Here is a 14,715-nt window from a genome sequence, read left to right on the forward strand (position 1 = left end):
CCTCTACCGTAGCGCCCTTGTCTTCGACTCGGAGCAGCCATGAACCTGGCCAGCCCACGTTCCCCCTTCCTTCTCGCCTTTCTCGGTTGCCTCGCACTGCTCGGCGGCGCGCTCTACCTGGAGCACGGGGTCGGCCTGGAACCTTGCCCGCTGTGCATCGTGCAGCGCATCTTCGTCATCCTTTTCGGCCTGGTCTGCCTGGTAGCCGCGCTGCACGGCCCGGCGCCGATCGGCCGGCGGGTATATGCCGGCCTCGCCCTGCTCGCCGCGGCGGGCGGTGCGGCCACCGCCGGGCGGCAGGTCTGGCTGCAGAACATTCCGCCGGATCAGCTGCCGTCCTGCCTGCCGAGCCTTGAATACATGATGGAGGCGCTGCCGTTCCAGGAAATCGTCCGCCAGGTCCTGCACGGCACAGCCGACTGCGCCGAGGTCGGCTGGACGCTGTTCGGCATGAGCCTGCCGGAGTGGAGTCTGCTGGCGTTCGTCGCGATGATCCTGTTCGCTCTGTTCCAGCTGCTGCGCCGCGTCTGATCTCTCCCTCTCCCGGGGCGCCGGCCCGGCGCCTCGAACAAGCGTATGAACTTTCGTCGGCGCATGGCTTGCTGGCACGGCGCGACGGGCATACTCTGCCGCCATGTGGTCGATCCTGCGGTTCGACACACCTTCCCAAGCCGGACGCACCGATAGCGAGCCCGCAGAGCTAGAAAACAAAACAACGTAGGGAAGCCAGACAATGCCTGAACTCCATCAAGACGCCCAGGAACGCTGGGGCGGCGTCCATCTCCTGATCGATCGCTGGCTGGCCGAGCGCCGCGAGCTGGTCGATGCCTTCGGGTCCATCAATCACAAGCAGTCGGCCCCCGTGGCCAATGCCGAGGCCCTGCAGGTCTTCTGCGAGCTGCTGGTCGATTACGTCTCCGCCGGCCATTTCGAGGTGTACGAGCAGCTGATGGACGAGGCCGAGGCTTTCGGCGACCGGCGCGGGCTCGACCTGGCCCGGCAGATCTATCCCCGTCTCGAGGCGATCACCCAGGCGGCACTGGCCTTCAACGACCGCTGCGACAACGGCGATTGCCAGGACGGCTCCCTGAGCCGCGAGATCGAGGCGCTTGGCAGCCTGCTGCGCGAACGCTTCGAGCTGGAGGACTGCCTGATCGAGGTGCTGCATAACGCGCACCGGCAGATCGCCGCCAGCGCCTGATTCCTCCGTCGGGCGGCGGGCCGCGATGGCCAGTCGCCGGAGGGTGCGGTTTCCCACGGAGACCGCCCGTCTGCGCCGCCTCATTGGCGGCTGCCGGGTGGGCGGTTAGTATGAACGGATTCCCTTCGCTAGGAGCATGCCATGCCGGCCAAGAAGCCTCCCGTCACAACCCCGCTGCATCTGCTGCAGCAGCTTTCGCAGAATCTGCTCGTCCATCTGGAAGAGGCCTGTGCCGAGGCGCTGCAGGATGCCGAGAGGGCATTGGCCAAGCTGGAGAAGCAGCGCAGCAAGGTCCAGGAAAAGCTGCACGAGGCGCGCGCCAGACTGCAGGATGCGGCACTGGCCGGCAAGGCCAAGGCGCAGGCCAAGGGCCGGAAGACGGTCGACGAACTGGAGCTGCTGCTCGACGAACTCAAGGCGCGCCAGGCGGAGGCCCGCGACTACATCGCCCGGCTGCGTCATGACACCCTGCAGGCTCTGGAGCTGGCACAGGAGATCGCCCGGGTGAGGGAGGCCGCCGCCCAGGCACTGGCGGCTCCCAGGGTTGCGGTTTCGGCCGGCAAGCCGAAAAGCCAGCCTGCGCCGAAAGCGGCGGCTCGCAAGCCGGCGGTGACCCGCGCTGCCAGGCCGGCCGCTGCCGCTGCCGCGGCTGCCGGCGAGGCACCGGCCAAGCGCGCGCCGCGTCCGTCGGTAGCAGCCGAACAGCCCGCCAAGCCGGCGGCTGTCCGCAAGCCGGCGGCACGCCGGAGCCGCTCCGCGGCGCCGGCCTCCGGCAAGGCCGAGTCCGTCGGGGCGAGCGCACCGTCCGCCCCCGCAGCGGGCGAGCCAAGCGCCTCCTAATCCGCTCCGCGTGCGTCGCGGCGCGCAGGGTTTCGAGCGCGTCGCAGCTGTTCTCCGTCGTTTCCAGCAGTCCCTCCAGCCAGGCGTCTCCGGCACCGGGCTCCGCCGGCCAGTCGCGGCAGGCCGCTTCCAGGCGCCGCAGCAATTCCCACTCGGCATCCAGTTCCAGCGCCTTCAGTCGTTCCCGCAGCACGTTCAGCGCTGTGTCGTCGCGGGCAGCCGTTCGCCAGTCCTGGCGCAGCCGTCGCAACGGTGCGACCACCTCTGCCTGCCAGGGCTGCGCCAGTTGTCGCAGCGCAGCGCACCGTCTGCTCGTGCAGCTTATGCCGCACGCCTCCAGCCAGACGCCGCAGAGTAGCAGGCAGACATCGGCGCCCTGCGCCTGCAGGCGCAGGCAGGCGGACTCGACGCCGGGGCGCCGGTACAGCTGCAGGGCGAAGGCCCGTAGATCGAGCGGCATGCCGTGTCCCTCCGCGGCGCGCGGCGAAGCTGATAAACTCCGCCGCCATCATGATCCGAATCCAGCATCTTACCCTGCAACGCGGTCCGCAGCGCCTGCTCGAAGGCGCCGAGCTGACCCTGCACGCCGGCCAGAAGGTCGGCCTCATCGGTGCCAACGGCGCCGGCAAATCCACCCTGTTCGCCCTGCTGCGCGGCGAGCTTTCGCCCGATGCCGGCGATTGCCGGCTGCCGCCGGACTGGCGCATCGCCCACATGCGTCAGGAGGTCGACGACCTCGAGCGCCGGGCGGTGGACTACGTGCTCGACGGCGACGGCAGCCTGCGGCGCATCCAGCGCGAGCTGGCCGCGGCGGAGGCGGCCCACGACGGTGTGGCCATCGCCCGCCTGCATACCGAGCTGGACAACGCGGACGGCTATACCGCCGATGCTCGGGCGCGCAAGCTGCTGGCCGGACTGGGGTTTCTCGCCGAGCAGATGGAGCGTCGGGTCGGCGACTTCTCCGGCGGTTGGCGGATGCGCCTGAACCTGGCGCAGGCCTTGATGTGCCCCTCCGACCTGCTGCTGCTGGACGAGCCGACCAACCACCTCGACCTCGACGCGATCCTCTGGCTGGAAGACTGGCTGAAGGGCTACCCCGGCACCTTGCTGCTGATCTCCCACGACCGCGACTTCCTCGATGCTGTGGTCGATCACATCGCGCACCTGGAGCAGCGCCAGCTGACCCTCTACCGCGGCGGCTACTCGGCCTTCGAGCGCACCCGCGCCGAACGTCTGGCGCAGCAGCAGCAGGCCTACGAGAAGCAGCAGGCGCAGCGCGCCCACATGGAGAGCTTCATCCGCCGCTTCAAGGCCCAGGCGACCAAGGCGCGCCAGGCGCAGAGCCGCATCAAGGCGCTGGAGCGGCTGGAGGAGCTGGCCCCGGCGCATGTGGACTCGCCGTTCGATTTCCGCTTCCGCGAGGCCGACAAGGTTTCCAGTCCGCTGCTCGACCTCGCCGAAGGTCGTCTCGGCTACGGCGACAAGGTCGTGCTGGAGAAGGTCAAGCTGCAGCTGGTGCCCGGCGCACGGATCGGCCTGCTCGGCCCCAACGGCGCCGGCAAGTCGACCCTGATCAAGACCCTCGCCGGCGAGCTTCAGCCGCTCGGGGGGCGCCTCGCCCGCGGCGAGAACCTGGTGGTCGGCTACTTCGCCCAGCACCAGCTGGATGCGCTGGACGCCCAGGCCAGCCCGCTGCTGCATCTGCAGCGCATCGCCCCGGGCGAGCGCGAGCAGACCCTGCGGGATTTTCTCGGCGGCTTCGACTTTCGCGGTAATCGCTGCGACGAGCCGGTGGGCAATTTTTCCGGCGGCGAGAAGGCCCGTCTGGCCCTGGCGCTGATCGCCTGGGGCAAGCCCAATCTCTTGCTGCTCGACGAGCCGACCAACCACCTCGACCTGGAGATGCGCCTGGCCCTGACCCTGGCCCTGCAGGATTTCGAGGGCGCGGTGCTGGTGGTCTCCCACGACCGCCATCTGCTGAAGAGTACCACCGACGAATTCCTGCTGGTCGCCGACGGCCGCGTGCAGGGTTTCGACGGCGATCTCGAGGATTACGCCCGCTGGCTGGTGGACTATCGCGCCCGCCAGGCGCCGGCCGGCGAGGACGCGCCGGCGGCCGAGCGGACCGACAAGCGCGCCCAGCGCCAGGCCGCCGCCGCCCTGCGCCAGCAACTGACGCCACACCGGCGCCAGGCGGACAAGCTGGAGCAGGAGCTGGGCCGGGTGCAGGAAAAGCTCGCCGCGCTGGAAACCCGGCTCGGCGATGGCACACTCTATGAGGCCGCGCGCAAGGACGAGCTGCGCGAGCTGCTGGCCGAGCAAGCCGCGCTCAAGAGTCGCGAGGGCGAACTGGAGGAGGCCTGGCTGGAGGCCCTGGAAACCCTCGAGACCCTGCAGGCCCAGCTGGAGGCCGGCGCCTGAGCGCGTGTCGCGTATGGACGAGACGTTCCACGATCATCCCCACAGCGAGAGGTAGCCTCACATGGAGTGGCTCACCAACCCGGAAGTCTGGGTCGCCTTCTTCACCCTGACCGCCCTGGAAATCGTCCTCGGCATCGACAACATCATCTTCATCTCGATCCTGGTCGGTCGCCTGCCGAAAGAGCAGCAGCCCAAGGCACGCTTCTTCGGCCTGGCGCTGGCCATGGGCACGCGGATCCTGCTGCTGCTGTCGATCGCCTGGGTGATGCGCCTGACCAGCGACCTGTTCACGGTGCTCGGTCAGGGCGTGTCCGGGCGCGACCTGATCCTGTTTTTCGGCGGCCTTTTCCTGCTCTTCAAGAGCACCATGGAAATCTGGCACAGCCTCGAAGGCGAGGCGGAGGAGGGCCATGAGGGCGGCGCCAAGGCCGGTTTCGTCGGGGTGATCCTGCAGATCGCGGTGATCGACATCATCTTCTCCCTGGACTCGGTGATCACCGCGGTCGGTCTGGTGCAGAACGTGCCGGTGATGATCGCCGCGATCGTCGTCGCCGTGCTGGTGATGATGCTGGCCGCCGGCACCATCAGCGAGTTCATCGAGAAGCACCCGTCGCTGAAGATGCTCGCGCTGTCGTTCCTCATCGTGGTCGGCACCCTGCTGGTGGCCGAGGCTTTCGGCGTGCATGTGCCGAAAGGCTACGTCTACTTCGCCATGGCCTTCTCCCTGGCGGTCGAGTCGCTCAACATCCGCATGCGTACCGCCCTCAAGCGCAAGCTCAGCGAGCCGGTGAAGCTGCACAAGGACCTGCCGGACTGACTCCGGCCGCTTGTCGCAAGAGGGGCGGTGGCGTTTCGCTGCCCCGCTTGATCGACCGCAGTACCGCCGGCCCGTCACGGGCCGGCGGCGTCTCCATCTTTCCCTGTCGGAGAACCCGCCCATGGCCCCGGAAACCTGGCTCGCCTACTTCGCCGCCTGCTGGGTGATCAGCCTGTCGCCCGGTGCCGGCGCTATCGCCTCGATGTCCAGCGGGCTGAGCCACGGCTTTCGCCGCGGCTACTGGAACGCCGTCGGCCTGCAGCTGGCGCTGGCCGTGCAGATCGCCATCGTCGCTGCCGGGCTCGGCGCGCTGCTGGCGACCTCGGAGCTGGCCTTCGGCCTGATCAAGTGGTTCGGTGTCGCCTATCTGGCGTATCTGGGCTGGAAGCAGTGGCGCGCGCCGCTCGACGAGCCCGCCGCCGAGGGCGCCCCGCGTCCCCTGGAGCGGCCGCTTGCCCTGGTGCTGCGCGGCTTTCTGGTCAACGCCGGCAACCCCAAGGCGATCGTCTTCATCCTCGCCGTGCTGCCGCAGTTCCTCGATCCCGCCCGGCCGCTCCTGGCGCAGTACCTGCTGATGGCGGCGACCATGATCGGCGTCGATCTGCTGGTCATGGCCGGCTACACCGGATTGGCGGCGAAGGTCCTGCCGCTGCTGCGCTCGCCGCGCCAGCTGCGTCTGCTCAACCGCACCTTCGCCGCCCTGTTCGTCGCCGCCGCCGGGCTGCTGGCACTGGTGCGCCGCGCCGTCTGATCGCCCAGGCCGATCCCCAGGGCATGGCCCGCGCAGGATTTCTGGGCGCCGATTATCCGGCCGCCCTGGTTGTGCGCGGCGGTAGCGACCGTTTGCGGCATACTGGCGCTTTCTTTAATGCGCAGGAGCCGAGACGTGCGTGTGTGGATCGATGCCGACGCCTGTCCGCGGGCGGCCAAGGATCTGGTGATCAAGTTCGCCTTGAAGCGCCATTTCGAGGTGCTGCTGGTGGCCGGCCAGAGCCAGGTCAGGCCGTCCTTCGCCTGCGTGCGACTGGTCGTGGTGCCGAGCGGTCCGGACGCGGCCGACGATTACCTGGTGGAGCACGCCGCACCGGGCGAGCTGGTGATCTGCAGCGACATCCCGCTGGCCGACCGCCTGTTCAAGAAGGGCGTTGCCGCGCTGGACTCGCGCGGGCGCGAGTTCGACGAGCGCAACATGGGCGAGCGCCTGGCGCTGCGTAACCTGCTCAGCGACCTGCGCGACCAGGGCCAGGCGGGCGGCGGTCAGCCACCCTACGGCGAGCGCGAGCGGCAGGCTTTCGCCTGCGCTCTGGACCGCCTGCTGGTGCGTCTGAGCCGCTGAGTCGTTCAGGCCAGTTCGAGGACGCGATCGACCAGCTTGTTGATCCCGCTGGCGGTTTCGCCGATCGACTTGGCGAGCATGTAGGCGGGGGTGGTGACCAGCTTGCGCTGGGTGTCGACGACGATCTCGTCCACCGCGCAGACTTCGTGCTGGGCGCCCATCCGGGTCAGGGCAGCGGCGGTGTCCGGATCGTTGCCGATGGTGCAGAGCACGCCGGGGCCGTAGATCTTCGCCGCCAGCGCCGGCGCGATGCAGATCAGTCCCACCGGCTTGCCGGCCTGGGCGAAGGCTTGGGCGAAGGCCAGTACGTCGGGCTGCACGGCGCAGTGGGCGCCGCTCACCGCGAAGTCGGAGAGATTCTTCGCGGCGCCGAAGCCGCCGGGGAGGATCAGTGCGTCGAAGTCCTCGACCCGGCCTTCGCGGACGTCCTTGATGTTGCCGCGGGCCAGGCGCGCCGCTTCCACCAGCACGTTGCGGCTTTCCTGCATTTCCTCGCCGCGATAGTGGTCGATCACCTGCAGTTGCGGGATGTTCGGTGCGAAGCACTGGACATGGACGCCGCGCTGGTCGAGGCGCAGCAGGGTGAGCACGCTCTCGTAGATTTCGGAACCGTCGTAGACGCCGCAGCCGGAGAGGATGACGGCAACGTTCTTGTGCATGGGACCTCCTGGGTATGGGCCGGGGCCTGCGCGAGCGGCGGCTTCCCGGCGGGTCTGGGGGCGGAGCGCTCCAGTCCGAGGCGGACGAAGAGCCATCGGCCAATCCTAGCCGTTCGCTGTGTGGAGCGACATGACAGCAGTATGGCCGAACGGCTTCAAGCCTTTTTCGGAATGCTCTACGGCGGGCATTCCGGGGTATCTCCGGGCAAAGTGCTGGCCCTCGGCGGTGAGGCTGGCGACAATGGGGAGCTGGGGCGGCGCGCCGTCGGCGCTCGCTCCGGACGTCATATTTCGGTCATTTGGATGGCTTATAACTGTCACACTGCGCCCGCCTGCCCGGGTCTTGGAGTCCGCCGTGAGCTTTACCCCCGCCAACCGTCTGTTTCCCGCCACCCGCCTGCGCCGCAATCGCCGTGACGAGTTTTCCCGCCGTCTGGTGCGCGAGAACGTGCTCACCACCAATGATCTGATCCTGCCGGTGTTCGTGCTCGACGGCGAGAATCGCCGCGAGCCGATCCCGTCGATGCCCGGCGTCGAGCGCCTGTCGATCGACCTGCTACTCAAGGAGGCCGAGGTGCTGGTGGGGCTGGGGATTCCGGCGCTGGCGCTGTTCCCGGTGACCCCGGCGGAGAAGAAGTCCCTCGACGCCGCCGAGGCGTGGAATCCCGAGGGCATCGCCCAGCGCGCTACGAGTGCCCTGCGCGAGCGCTTCCCCGAACTCGGCATCATCACCGACGTGGCGCTCGACCCCTTCACCACCCATGGCCAGGACGGCATCCTCGACGAGAGCGGTTATGTGCAGAACGACGTGACCGTCGATGCACTGGTCCGGCAGGCGCTGTCTCATGCTGCGGCCGGTGCCCAGGTGGTGGCGCCCTCGGACATGATGGACGGGCGCATCCAGGCGATCCGCGAGGCGCTGGAGCTAGCCGGACATGGCAACGTGCGGATCATGGCCTATTCGGCGAAGTACGCCAGCGCCTACTACGGCCCGTTCCGCGATGCGGTAGGCTCGGCTGCCAACCTCGGCAAGGGCAGCAAGAACACCTACCAGATGGACCCGGCCAACGGTGACGAGGCCTTGCACGAGGTAGCTCTCGACCTGGCCGAAGGCGCCGACATGGTGATGGTCAAGCCGGGCATGCCCTATCTGGATGTGCTCCGCCGGGTGAAGGACGAATTCCGCGTACCGACCTTTGTCTATCAGGTCAGCGGCGAGTACGCCATGCACATGGCGGCGATCCAGAACGGCTGGCTGGGCGAGGCGGTGATCCTTGAGTCCTTGGTCGCGTTCAAGCGTGCCGGGGCCGATGGCATCCTCACCTATTTCGCCAGGCGTGCGGCAGAACTGCTAAAACAAGGCCATTAACTTCTCCGGGTAGCGCAGATGAACACCGAAGGTCTCAACGACAACGCCTTGCTCGAAGCCGACCCGGCGGACGAGTCGCTCGCCGAACTCCAGGAGGCGGAGCCCGAACAGGAAGCGGAGCCCGTCCGGAACGAGCTGCCACAGGAGGCGCCGGCCATAGCGGTGCCGAGCCTGGACGACACCGGCTTGTACATCCATCGCGAGCTGTCCCAGCTGCAGTTCAATGCCCGCGTGCTGGAGCAGGCGCTGGACGAATCCTATCCGTTGCTCGAACGGCTGAAGTTCCTGCTGATCTTCTCCAGCAACCTCGACGAGTTCTTCCAGATCCGCGTCGCCGGCCTGAAGAAGCAGGTCGCCTTCGCCCGCGAACTGGCCGGCGCCGACGGCCTGCAGCCGCACCAGGCGCTGCCCTGGATCAGCGATCAGGTGCACGAGCTGGTGGCTCGCCAGTACGCCATCCTCAACGAGGTGCTGCTGCCCGAACTGGCCCGCCACCAGATCAACTTCATCCGCCGCCGGAGCTGGACGCCCAAGGTCAAGACCTGGGTGCGCCGCTATTTCCGCGAGGAAATCGCGCCGATCATCACGCCGATCGGCCTCGATCCGACGCACCCCTTCCCGCTGCTGGTGAACAAGAGCCTGAACTTCATCGTCGAGCTGGAGGGGCTGGATGCCTTCGGTCGCGACTCCGGCCTGGCCATCCTGCCGGCGCCGCGTCTGCTGCCGCGGGTGATCCGCATTCCGGCGGAGGTGGGCGGTTCCGGCGACAACTTCGTCTTCCTTTCCTCGATGATCCACGCCCATGCCGACGACCTGTTCCAGGGCATGAAGGTCAAGGGCTGTTACCAGTTTCGTCTGACCCGCAACGCCGACCTGTCGGTGGACGAGGATGTCGAGGACCTGGCCCGCGCGCTGCGCGGCGAGCTGTATTCCCGACGCTTCGGCGACGCGGTGCGGTTGGAGGTGGTGGACACCTGCCCGCAGCACCTGACCGGCTACCTGCTCAAGCAGTTCGGCCTATCCGAGGCGGAGATGTACCGGGTCGACGGGCCGGTCAACCTGACTCGCCTGTTCAGCATCACCGGGCTGGACAGCCACCCGGAGCTGCAGCACGCGCCCTTCACCCCGGTGATTCCCAAGGCGCTGCAGAACAGCGAGAACATGTTCAGCATGATCGGCAAGCAGGACATGCTGCTGCTGCATCCCTTCGAGTCCTTCACGCCGGTGGTCGACCTGCTGCGCCAGGCAGCCAAGGACCCCCACGTGCTGGCGATCAAGCAGACGCTGTACCGCTCCGGGGCCAATTCGGAGATCGTCGATGCCCTGGTGGAGGCGGCGCGCAACGGCAAGGAGGTCACCGCGGTGGTCGAGCTGCGCGCGCGCTTCGACGAGGAGTCCAACCTGCAACTGGCCAGCCGCCTGCAGCAGGCCGGTGCGGTGGTCATCTACGGCGTGGTCGGATTCAAGACCCACGCCAAGATGATGCTGGTTCTGCGCCGCGAGAACGGCGAGCTGCGCCGCTACGCGCACCTCGGCACCGGCAACTACCACACCGCCAACGCCCGCCTGTACACCGACTACAGCCTGCTGACCGCCGACCTGGCGCTCTGCGAGGATGTCTCCAAGCTGTTCAATCAACTGATCGGCATGGGCAAGACCCTGCGCATGAAGAAGCTGCTGCATGCGCCCTTCACCCTGAAGAAGGCCCTGCTCGACATGATCGCCCGCGAGACCCAGCATGCCAGTGAGGGCAAGCCGGCGCACATCATCGTTAAGGTCAACGCGCTGACCGACGCGAAGATGATCCGTGCGCTGTACAAGGCCAGCCAGACCGGGGTGCGGGTCGATCTGATCGTGCGCGGCATGTGCTGCCTGCGTCCGGGGATCCTGGGGGTCTCGCACAACATCCAGGTGCGCTCGATCATCGGCCGCTTTCTCGAGCACACGCGGGTGTTCTACTTCCTCAACGACGGCGAGGAGAAGCTCTACCTGTCCAGTGCCGACTGGATGGAGCGCAATCTCGACCGGCGGATCGAAACCTGCTTCCCGGTGGAGGGCAAGAAGCTGATGCTGCGGGTGAAGAAGGAGCTGGAGGCCTACCTCGGCGACAACACCCAGAGCTGGCAGTTGCAGCCCGACGGCAGCTACCTGCGCAACAGCCCGAGCGGCAACCAGAATCCGCGCAATGCCCAGGCGATGCTGCTGGAGAAACTGAGCAGCCCCTTGCTCGGTACGCGTTGAGGGCAAGGCGAGACCGCCGATGGCGGCCTCGCCGCCGTCAGGGCTTCAGCGCACCCGGATGCTGTAGCCGACCCGCGCCAGCCACTCGGCTTCCTGTTCGAAGTCGGCTTGGGTCAGCGGGTTGGCGTTCAGCCAGCCCTCAGGGAAGGTCAACTCCAGTTCGCGCTCGTCGGCGCGGAACTGCACCTTGGGCATCTCCTGGGTGCCGCGGATGTGGTGGAAGAGGATCGCGACGCGCAGCAGGATGCACAGCCGCACCAGCTTGTTGCCATCGTCGCTGCCGAATTCGTTGAACTTGTCGCGCGGCAGGTTACGCCGATGGCCGCGGACCAGCAGGGCGAGCATCTGCTGGTCCTTGCGGGAGAAGCCGGCCAGATCGGAGTGCTCGATCAGGTAGGCGCCGTGCTTGTGGTAGTGGTAATGGGCGATGTCCAGGCCGATCTCGTGCACTCGTGCCGCCCAGCCCAGCAGTTCGCGATGGCTCTCGTCCTCCAGCCCCCAGGCCGCAGCGACCTGGTCGAGTGCCGAGAGCGCCTTGGCCTCGACCCGCGTGGCCTGTTCCACGTCGACGTGATAACGCGCCATCAGCGAGCCGAGGGTACGCTCGCGGACGTCCTCGTGGTGGTGGCGGCCGAGCAGGTCGTAGAGCACGCCTTCGCGCAGGGCGCCATCCGAGTAGGTCATCGTCTGCAGCTGCAGGGCGTCGAACACCGCCTCCAGGACCGCCAGGCCGGCGGGGAAGATGGCTCGGCGATCCGGTTTGATGCCGTCCATGTCCAGCTTGTCGACGTCGCCGAGCTTGAACAGCTTGCGTTTCAGCCAGGCGATGCCTTCGGCGGTCACTTCGCCGTTGCTGTAGCCGCCGCTCTGGATCGCCTGGCCGACCGCGCGGATGGTTCCCGAGGAGCCCACCGCCTCCCGCCAGCCCTGGCGCTGCAGGGCATTCTCGATGGACATCAGCTCCAGGCGCGCCGCGGTATAGGCCTGGGCGTGGCGGGCCGGGGTGATCTTGCCGTCGGCGAAATGGTTGCGGGTGTAGCTGACGCTGCCCATCTGCAGGCTTTCGCGCAGCAGCGGTTCGAAATTCTCGCCGATGATGAATTCCGTGCTGCCGCCGCCGATATCCACGACCAGGCGCTTGCCGGCCGCGGTGGGGAGGGTGTGGGAGACGCCGAGGTAGATCAGGCGCGCCTCTTCGCGGCCGGAGATCACCTCCACCGGGTGGCCGAGTATCTCGTTGGCGCGGCGGATGAACTCGTTGCGGTTGCGCGCTTCGCGCAGGGCGTTGGTGGCGACGATGCGCACCGCTCCCTTGGGCAGGCCGTTGATCAGTTGGGCGAAGCGGCGCAGGCAGTCGAGTCCGCGTTGCATGGCCTCTTCGCTGAGTTGGTGCTGGTCGTCGAGTCCTGCACCCAGCTGGACTTTCTCGCCCAGGCGCTCGAGGGGGCGGATTTCGGTCCGCTCGGGTTTGGCCAGCACCATGTGGAAACTGTTGGAGCCAAGGTCGATGGCGGCAATCAGGGGGAAGCTCTCGGCTTGGGTTTTGGGCATGTCAAGTGTCTCGATGGCAGAACCGCGCCGTCCGGCCACGGGAGAGCAGTTGTACCAGTTTCCGAATGAAGGGTCCAAAGCGGGTTGAACGATAAACAATCTATTATAGAGCTGGGTGTCGGTGGGGACGATGCGCCCGAATGTCTCCCGGGAGGGTTCGGGGCGACGGGCCGGCGACTTGCGCCCGGTCGGCGTTTTCCGCCCGCTGATGGATGGGGGCGGGCAGGGCGGCGTGCTCGCTTTCCTGTGCCGGCCAATGCGGGCTATCATGTCCGGAAATTTGTGCTTCCGACCACGGAGATTTTCCATGAGCGAACTCATCACCAACGTCAGCGACGCCAGCTTCGAGCAGGATGTGCTCCAGGCCGAGGGTCCGGTGCTCGTCGACTACTGGGCCGAATGGTGCGGACCCTGCAAGATGATCGCCCCGGTGCTCAGCGAAATCGCCAAGGACTACGAGGGCAGGCTGAAGGTCTGCAAGCTGAACATCGACGAGAACCAGGGAACTCCGGCGAAATACGGCGTGCGTGGCATTCCGACCCTGATGCTGTTCAAGGGCGGCAACGTCGAGGCGACCAAGGTCGGCGCTCTCTCCAAGTCGCAACTGGCGGCCTTTCTCGACAGCAATATCTGAGTCTGCCTTCCAGGCGCGTCTCCCGCTTCCGGGCCGGCCGAAAGCGTGCATGCCAGGGGCGGGTGGGGCCCGTGGTCTCGAGCCCGGCAACCTGCATACGGATAGATGAAGGTCGAAAGCGGCCTTTTTGCCCGGTTCGGAGGGGCGGTTTTTGTCGTGCGAGGCTGGACTCACCTTTTTCGGGGTGTTAGATTCGGTTCTCGCAGCGAGTTTACCGCTGTCCTCCGTCAGTCGTCGCCGACGCATCCCTTAGAATAAGTACAGCGATCCGATCGCCTTCCCTGCGGCGCGGCTTTCCCAAGCTCAACGCTTTCCTGCCCTCTTATCGCCTCTATGAATCTGACCGAACTCAAGCAAAAGCCTATTACCGAACTGCTGGAAATGGCCGAACAGATGGGCCTGGAGAACATGGCCCGTTCGCGCAAGCAGGATGTGATCTTCTCCCTGCTGAAGAAGCATGCGAAAAGCGGCGAGGAAATCTCCGGTGATGGCGTGCTGGAGATCCTTCAGGACGGCTTCGGATTCCTGCGCTCGGCGGACTCCTCCTACCTGGCCGGTCCGGACGACATCTACGTCTCGCCGAGCCAGATCCGCCGCTTCAACCTGCGCACCGGCGACACCATCGTCGGCAAGATCCGTCCGCCGAAGGAGGGCGAGCGCTACTTCGCGCTGCTCAAGGTCGACTCGATCAACTTCGACCGGCCGGAAAACGCGAAGAACAAGATTCTCTTCGAAAACCTCACCCCGCTGTTCCCCAATGCCCGTCTGACCATGGAAGCCGGCAACGGCTCCACCGAAGACCTTACCGGCCGCGTGATCGATCTCTGCGCGCCGATCGGCAAGGGCCAGCGCGGTCTGATCGTCGCACCGCCGAAGGCTGGCAAGACGATCATGCTGCAGAACATCGCCAGCAACATCACGCGCAACAACCCGGACGTGCATCTGATCGTCCTGCTGATCGACGAGCGTCCGGAAGAAGTGACCGAGATGCAGCGCACCGTGCGCGGCGAAGTGGTCGCCTCCACCTTCGACGAGCCGCCGACCCGTCACGTGCAGGTCGCCGAGATGGTCATCGAGAAGGCCAAGCGCCTGGTCGAGCACAAGAAGGATGTGGTCATCCTGCTCGACTCCATCACCCGCCTGGCGCGTGCCTACAACACGGTCATCCCCAGCTCCGGCAAGGTGCTCACCGGCGGTGTCGACGCCCACGCCCTGGAAAAGCCCAAGCGCTTCTTCGGCGCCGCGCGCAACATCGAGGAGGGCGGCAGCCTGACCATCCTCGCCACCGCACTGGTGGAAACCGGTTCGAAGATGGACGAGGTGATCTACGAGGAGTTCAAGGGCACCGGCAACCTGGAGCTGCAGCTGGACCGGCGCGTCGCCGAGAAACGCGTGTTCCCGGCGATCAACATCAACCGTTCCGGCACTCGCCGCGAAGAGCTCCTGACCGGTGAGGAAGAGCTGCAGCGCATGTGGATCCTGCGCAAGATCCTGCATCCCATGGACGAGATCGCCGCCATCGAATTCCTCCTCGACCGTCTGAAGGACACCAAGACCAACGAGGAATTCTTCCAGTCGATGAAGCGGAAATAATCCGCGGCGACAAGCCGCAAGCCTCGGGCCGCAAGGGGTGCAGGTTGGCGCCG

At 66.8% G+C, this 14,715-nt stretch carries 13 protein-coding genes and 1 pseudogene; 11 read left to right on the forward strand and 3 right to left on the reverse strand.

The features are described 5' to 3' along the window. The first annotated feature begins 39 nt into the window (after nt 1–39). The 3 genes from BMY22_RS09835 (at nt 40) to BMY22_RS09845 (ending at nt 2,041) form a co-directional block, all read left to right on the forward strand. Entirely contained in the window at nt 40–531 is a 492-nt protein-coding gene (locus BMY22_RS09835) for a disulfide bond formation protein B (RefSeq protein ID WP_090621597.1), read from the forward strand. Between the two features lie 202 nt (nt 532–733). Beyond that, on the forward strand, nt 734–1,201 hold the full coding sequence (gene rsd / locus BMY22_RS09840) for a sigma D regulator (RefSeq protein ID WP_090621598.1): 468 nt from the start codon (nt 734–736) through the stop codon (nt 1,199–1,201). A 141-nt stretch (nt 1,202–1,342) separates the two neighbouring features. Then, nucleotides 1,343–2,041 carry an AlgP family protein gene (locus BMY22_RS09845; RefSeq protein ID WP_090621600.1) on the forward strand — a complete coding sequence of 233 codons (699 nt, stop codon included), beginning with the start codon at nt 1,343–1,345 and terminating at the stop codon, nt 2,039–2,041. 16 nt (nt 2,042–2,057) lie between these two features. On the opposite strand, the pseudogene BMY22_RS09850 reads toward BMY22_RS09845, so the two are convergent. Continuing rightward, nucleotides 2,058–2,501: pseudogene (locus tag BMY22_RS09850) on the reverse strand (TIGR02444 family protein); the annotation flags it as partial. 50 nt (nt 2,502–2,551) lie between these two features. Between BMY22_RS09850 and BMY22_RS09855 the strand changes: the two are divergent. The 4 genes from BMY22_RS09855 (at nt 2,552) to BMY22_RS09870 (ending at nt 6,615) form a co-directional block, all read left to right on the forward strand. Continuing rightward, nucleotides 2,552–4,462 (forward strand): ATP-binding cassette domain-containing protein, encoded by a 1,911-nt coding sequence (locus tag BMY22_RS09855; protein WP_090621601.1) that lies wholly within the window; start codon nt 2,552–2,554, stop codon nt 4,460–4,462. Nucleotides 4,463–4,523: 61 nt separating this feature from the next. Beyond that, nucleotides 4,524–5,279 carry a TerC family protein gene (locus tag BMY22_RS09860; protein ID WP_090621603.1) on the forward strand — a complete coding sequence of 252 codons (756 nt, stop codon included), beginning with the start codon at nt 4,524–4,526 and terminating at the stop codon, nt 5,277–5,279. A gap of 121 nt (nt 5,280–5,400) precedes the next feature. Beyond that, the gene (locus BMY22_RS09865) at nt 5,401–6,030 is read left to right on the forward strand and encodes a LysE family transporter (protein WP_090621604.1); all 630 of its coding nucleotides are present in this window, start codon (nt 5,401–5,403) and stop codon (nt 6,028–6,030) included. 135 nt (nt 6,031–6,165) lie between these two features. Beyond that, on the forward strand, nt 6,166–6,615 hold the full coding sequence (locus BMY22_RS09870) for a YaiI/YqxD family protein (RefSeq protein WP_090621607.1): 450 nt from the start codon (nt 6,166–6,168) through the stop codon (nt 6,613–6,615). Nucleotides 6,616–6,620: 5 nt separating this feature from the next. Here the strand turns inward: BMY22_RS09870 and elbB are convergent, their stop codons facing one another. Continuing rightward, nucleotides 6,621–7,274 (reverse strand): isoprenoid biosynthesis glyoxalase ElbB, encoded by a 654-nt coding sequence (gene elbB / locus BMY22_RS09875; protein ID WP_090621608.1) that lies wholly within the window; start codon nt 7,272–7,274, stop codon nt 6,621–6,623. 355 nt (nt 7,275–7,629) lie between these two features. Between elbB and hemB the strand changes: the two genes are divergently transcribed. Both hemB and ppk1 read left to right on the forward strand, forming a co-directional pair. Continuing rightward, nucleotides 7,630–8,643, forward strand: a complete 1,014-nt coding sequence (hemB, locus tag BMY22_RS09885) for a porphobilinogen synthase (protein WP_090621611.1) — start codon at nt 7,630–7,632, stop codon at nt 8,641–8,643. A gap of 18 nt (nt 8,644–8,661) precedes the next feature. Beyond that, a complete protein-coding gene (gene ppk1, locus BMY22_RS09890) occupies nt 8,662–10,884 on the forward strand; it encodes a polyphosphate kinase 1 (RefSeq protein WP_090621613.1) in 2,223 nt (740 codons plus the stop codon). A 45-nt stretch (nt 10,885–10,929) separates the two neighbouring features. Here ppk1 and ppx read toward each other — a convergent pair whose 3' ends face one another. Further along, the gene (gene ppx / locus BMY22_RS09895; RefSeq protein ID WP_090621614.1) at nt 10,930–12,435 is read right to left on the reverse strand and encodes an exopolyphosphatase; all 1,506 of its coding nucleotides are present in this window, start codon (nt 12,433–12,435) and stop codon (nt 10,930–10,932) included. Nucleotides 12,436–12,742: 307 nt separating this feature from the next. Between ppx and trxA the strand changes: the two genes are divergently transcribed. Together trxA and rho are read left to right on the forward strand one after the other, a co-directional pair. Continuing rightward, a complete protein-coding gene (gene trxA, locus BMY22_RS09900; protein WP_090621616.1) occupies nt 12,743–13,069 on the forward strand; it encodes a thioredoxin TrxA in 327 nt (108 codons plus the stop codon). A gap of 333 nt (nt 13,070–13,402) precedes the next feature. Further along, complete coding sequence (rho, locus tag BMY22_RS09905; RefSeq protein WP_090621617.1) at nt 13,403–14,662, forward strand: transcription termination factor Rho; 1,260 nt, start codon at nt 13,403–13,405, stop codon at nt 14,660–14,662. Nucleotides 14,663–14,715: the final 53 nt, after the last annotated feature.

It is taken from the genome of Azotobacter beijerinckii (genome assembly GCF_900110885.1).
GTDB lineage: Bacteria > Pseudomonadota > Gammaproteobacteria > Pseudomonadales > Pseudomonadaceae > Azotobacter > Azotobacter beijerinckii.

Excerpts from the sequence above, each read along its gene's own strand:
- BMY22_RS09835 (WP_090621597.1), top strand. The coding sequence starts at position 40 with ATGAACCTGGCCAGCCCACGTTCCCCCTTCCTTCTCGCCTTTCTCGGT.
- rsd (WP_090621598.1), top strand. The coding sequence starts at position 734 with ATGCCTGAACTCCATCAAGACGCCCAGGAACGCTGGGGCGGCGTCCAT.
- BMY22_RS09845 (WP_090621600.1), top strand. The coding sequence starts at position 1,343 with ATGCCGGCCAAGAAGCCTCCCGTCACAACCCCGCTGCATCTGCTGCAG.
- BMY22_RS09855 (WP_090621601.1), top strand. The coding sequence starts at position 2,552 with ATGATCCGAATCCAGCATCTTACCCTGCAACGCGGTCCGCAGCGCCTG.
- BMY22_RS09860 (WP_090621603.1), top strand. The coding sequence starts at position 4,524 with ATGGAGTGGCTCACCAACCCGGAAGTCTGGGTCGCCTTCTTCACCCTG.
- BMY22_RS09865 (WP_090621604.1), top strand. The coding sequence starts at position 5,401 with ATGGCCCCGGAAACCTGGCTCGCCTACTTCGCCGCCTGCTGGGTGATC.
- elbB (WP_090621608.1), bottom strand. The coding sequence starts at position 7,274 with ATGCACAAGAACGTTGCCGTCATCCTCTCCGGCTGCGGCGTCTACGAC.
- ppk1 (WP_090621613.1), top strand. The coding sequence starts at position 8,662 with ATGAACACCGAAGGTCTCAACGACAACGCCTTGCTCGAAGCCGACCCG.
- ppx (WP_090621614.1), bottom strand. The coding sequence starts at position 12,435 with ATGCCCAAAACCCAAGCCGAGAGCTTCCCCCTGATTGCCGCCATCGAC.
- trxA (WP_090621616.1), top strand. The coding sequence starts at position 12,743 with ATGAGCGAACTCATCACCAACGTCAGCGACGCCAGCTTCGAGCAGGAT.
- rho (WP_090621617.1), top strand. The coding sequence starts at position 13,403 with ATGAATCTGACCGAACTCAAGCAAAAGCCTATTACCGAACTGCTGGAA.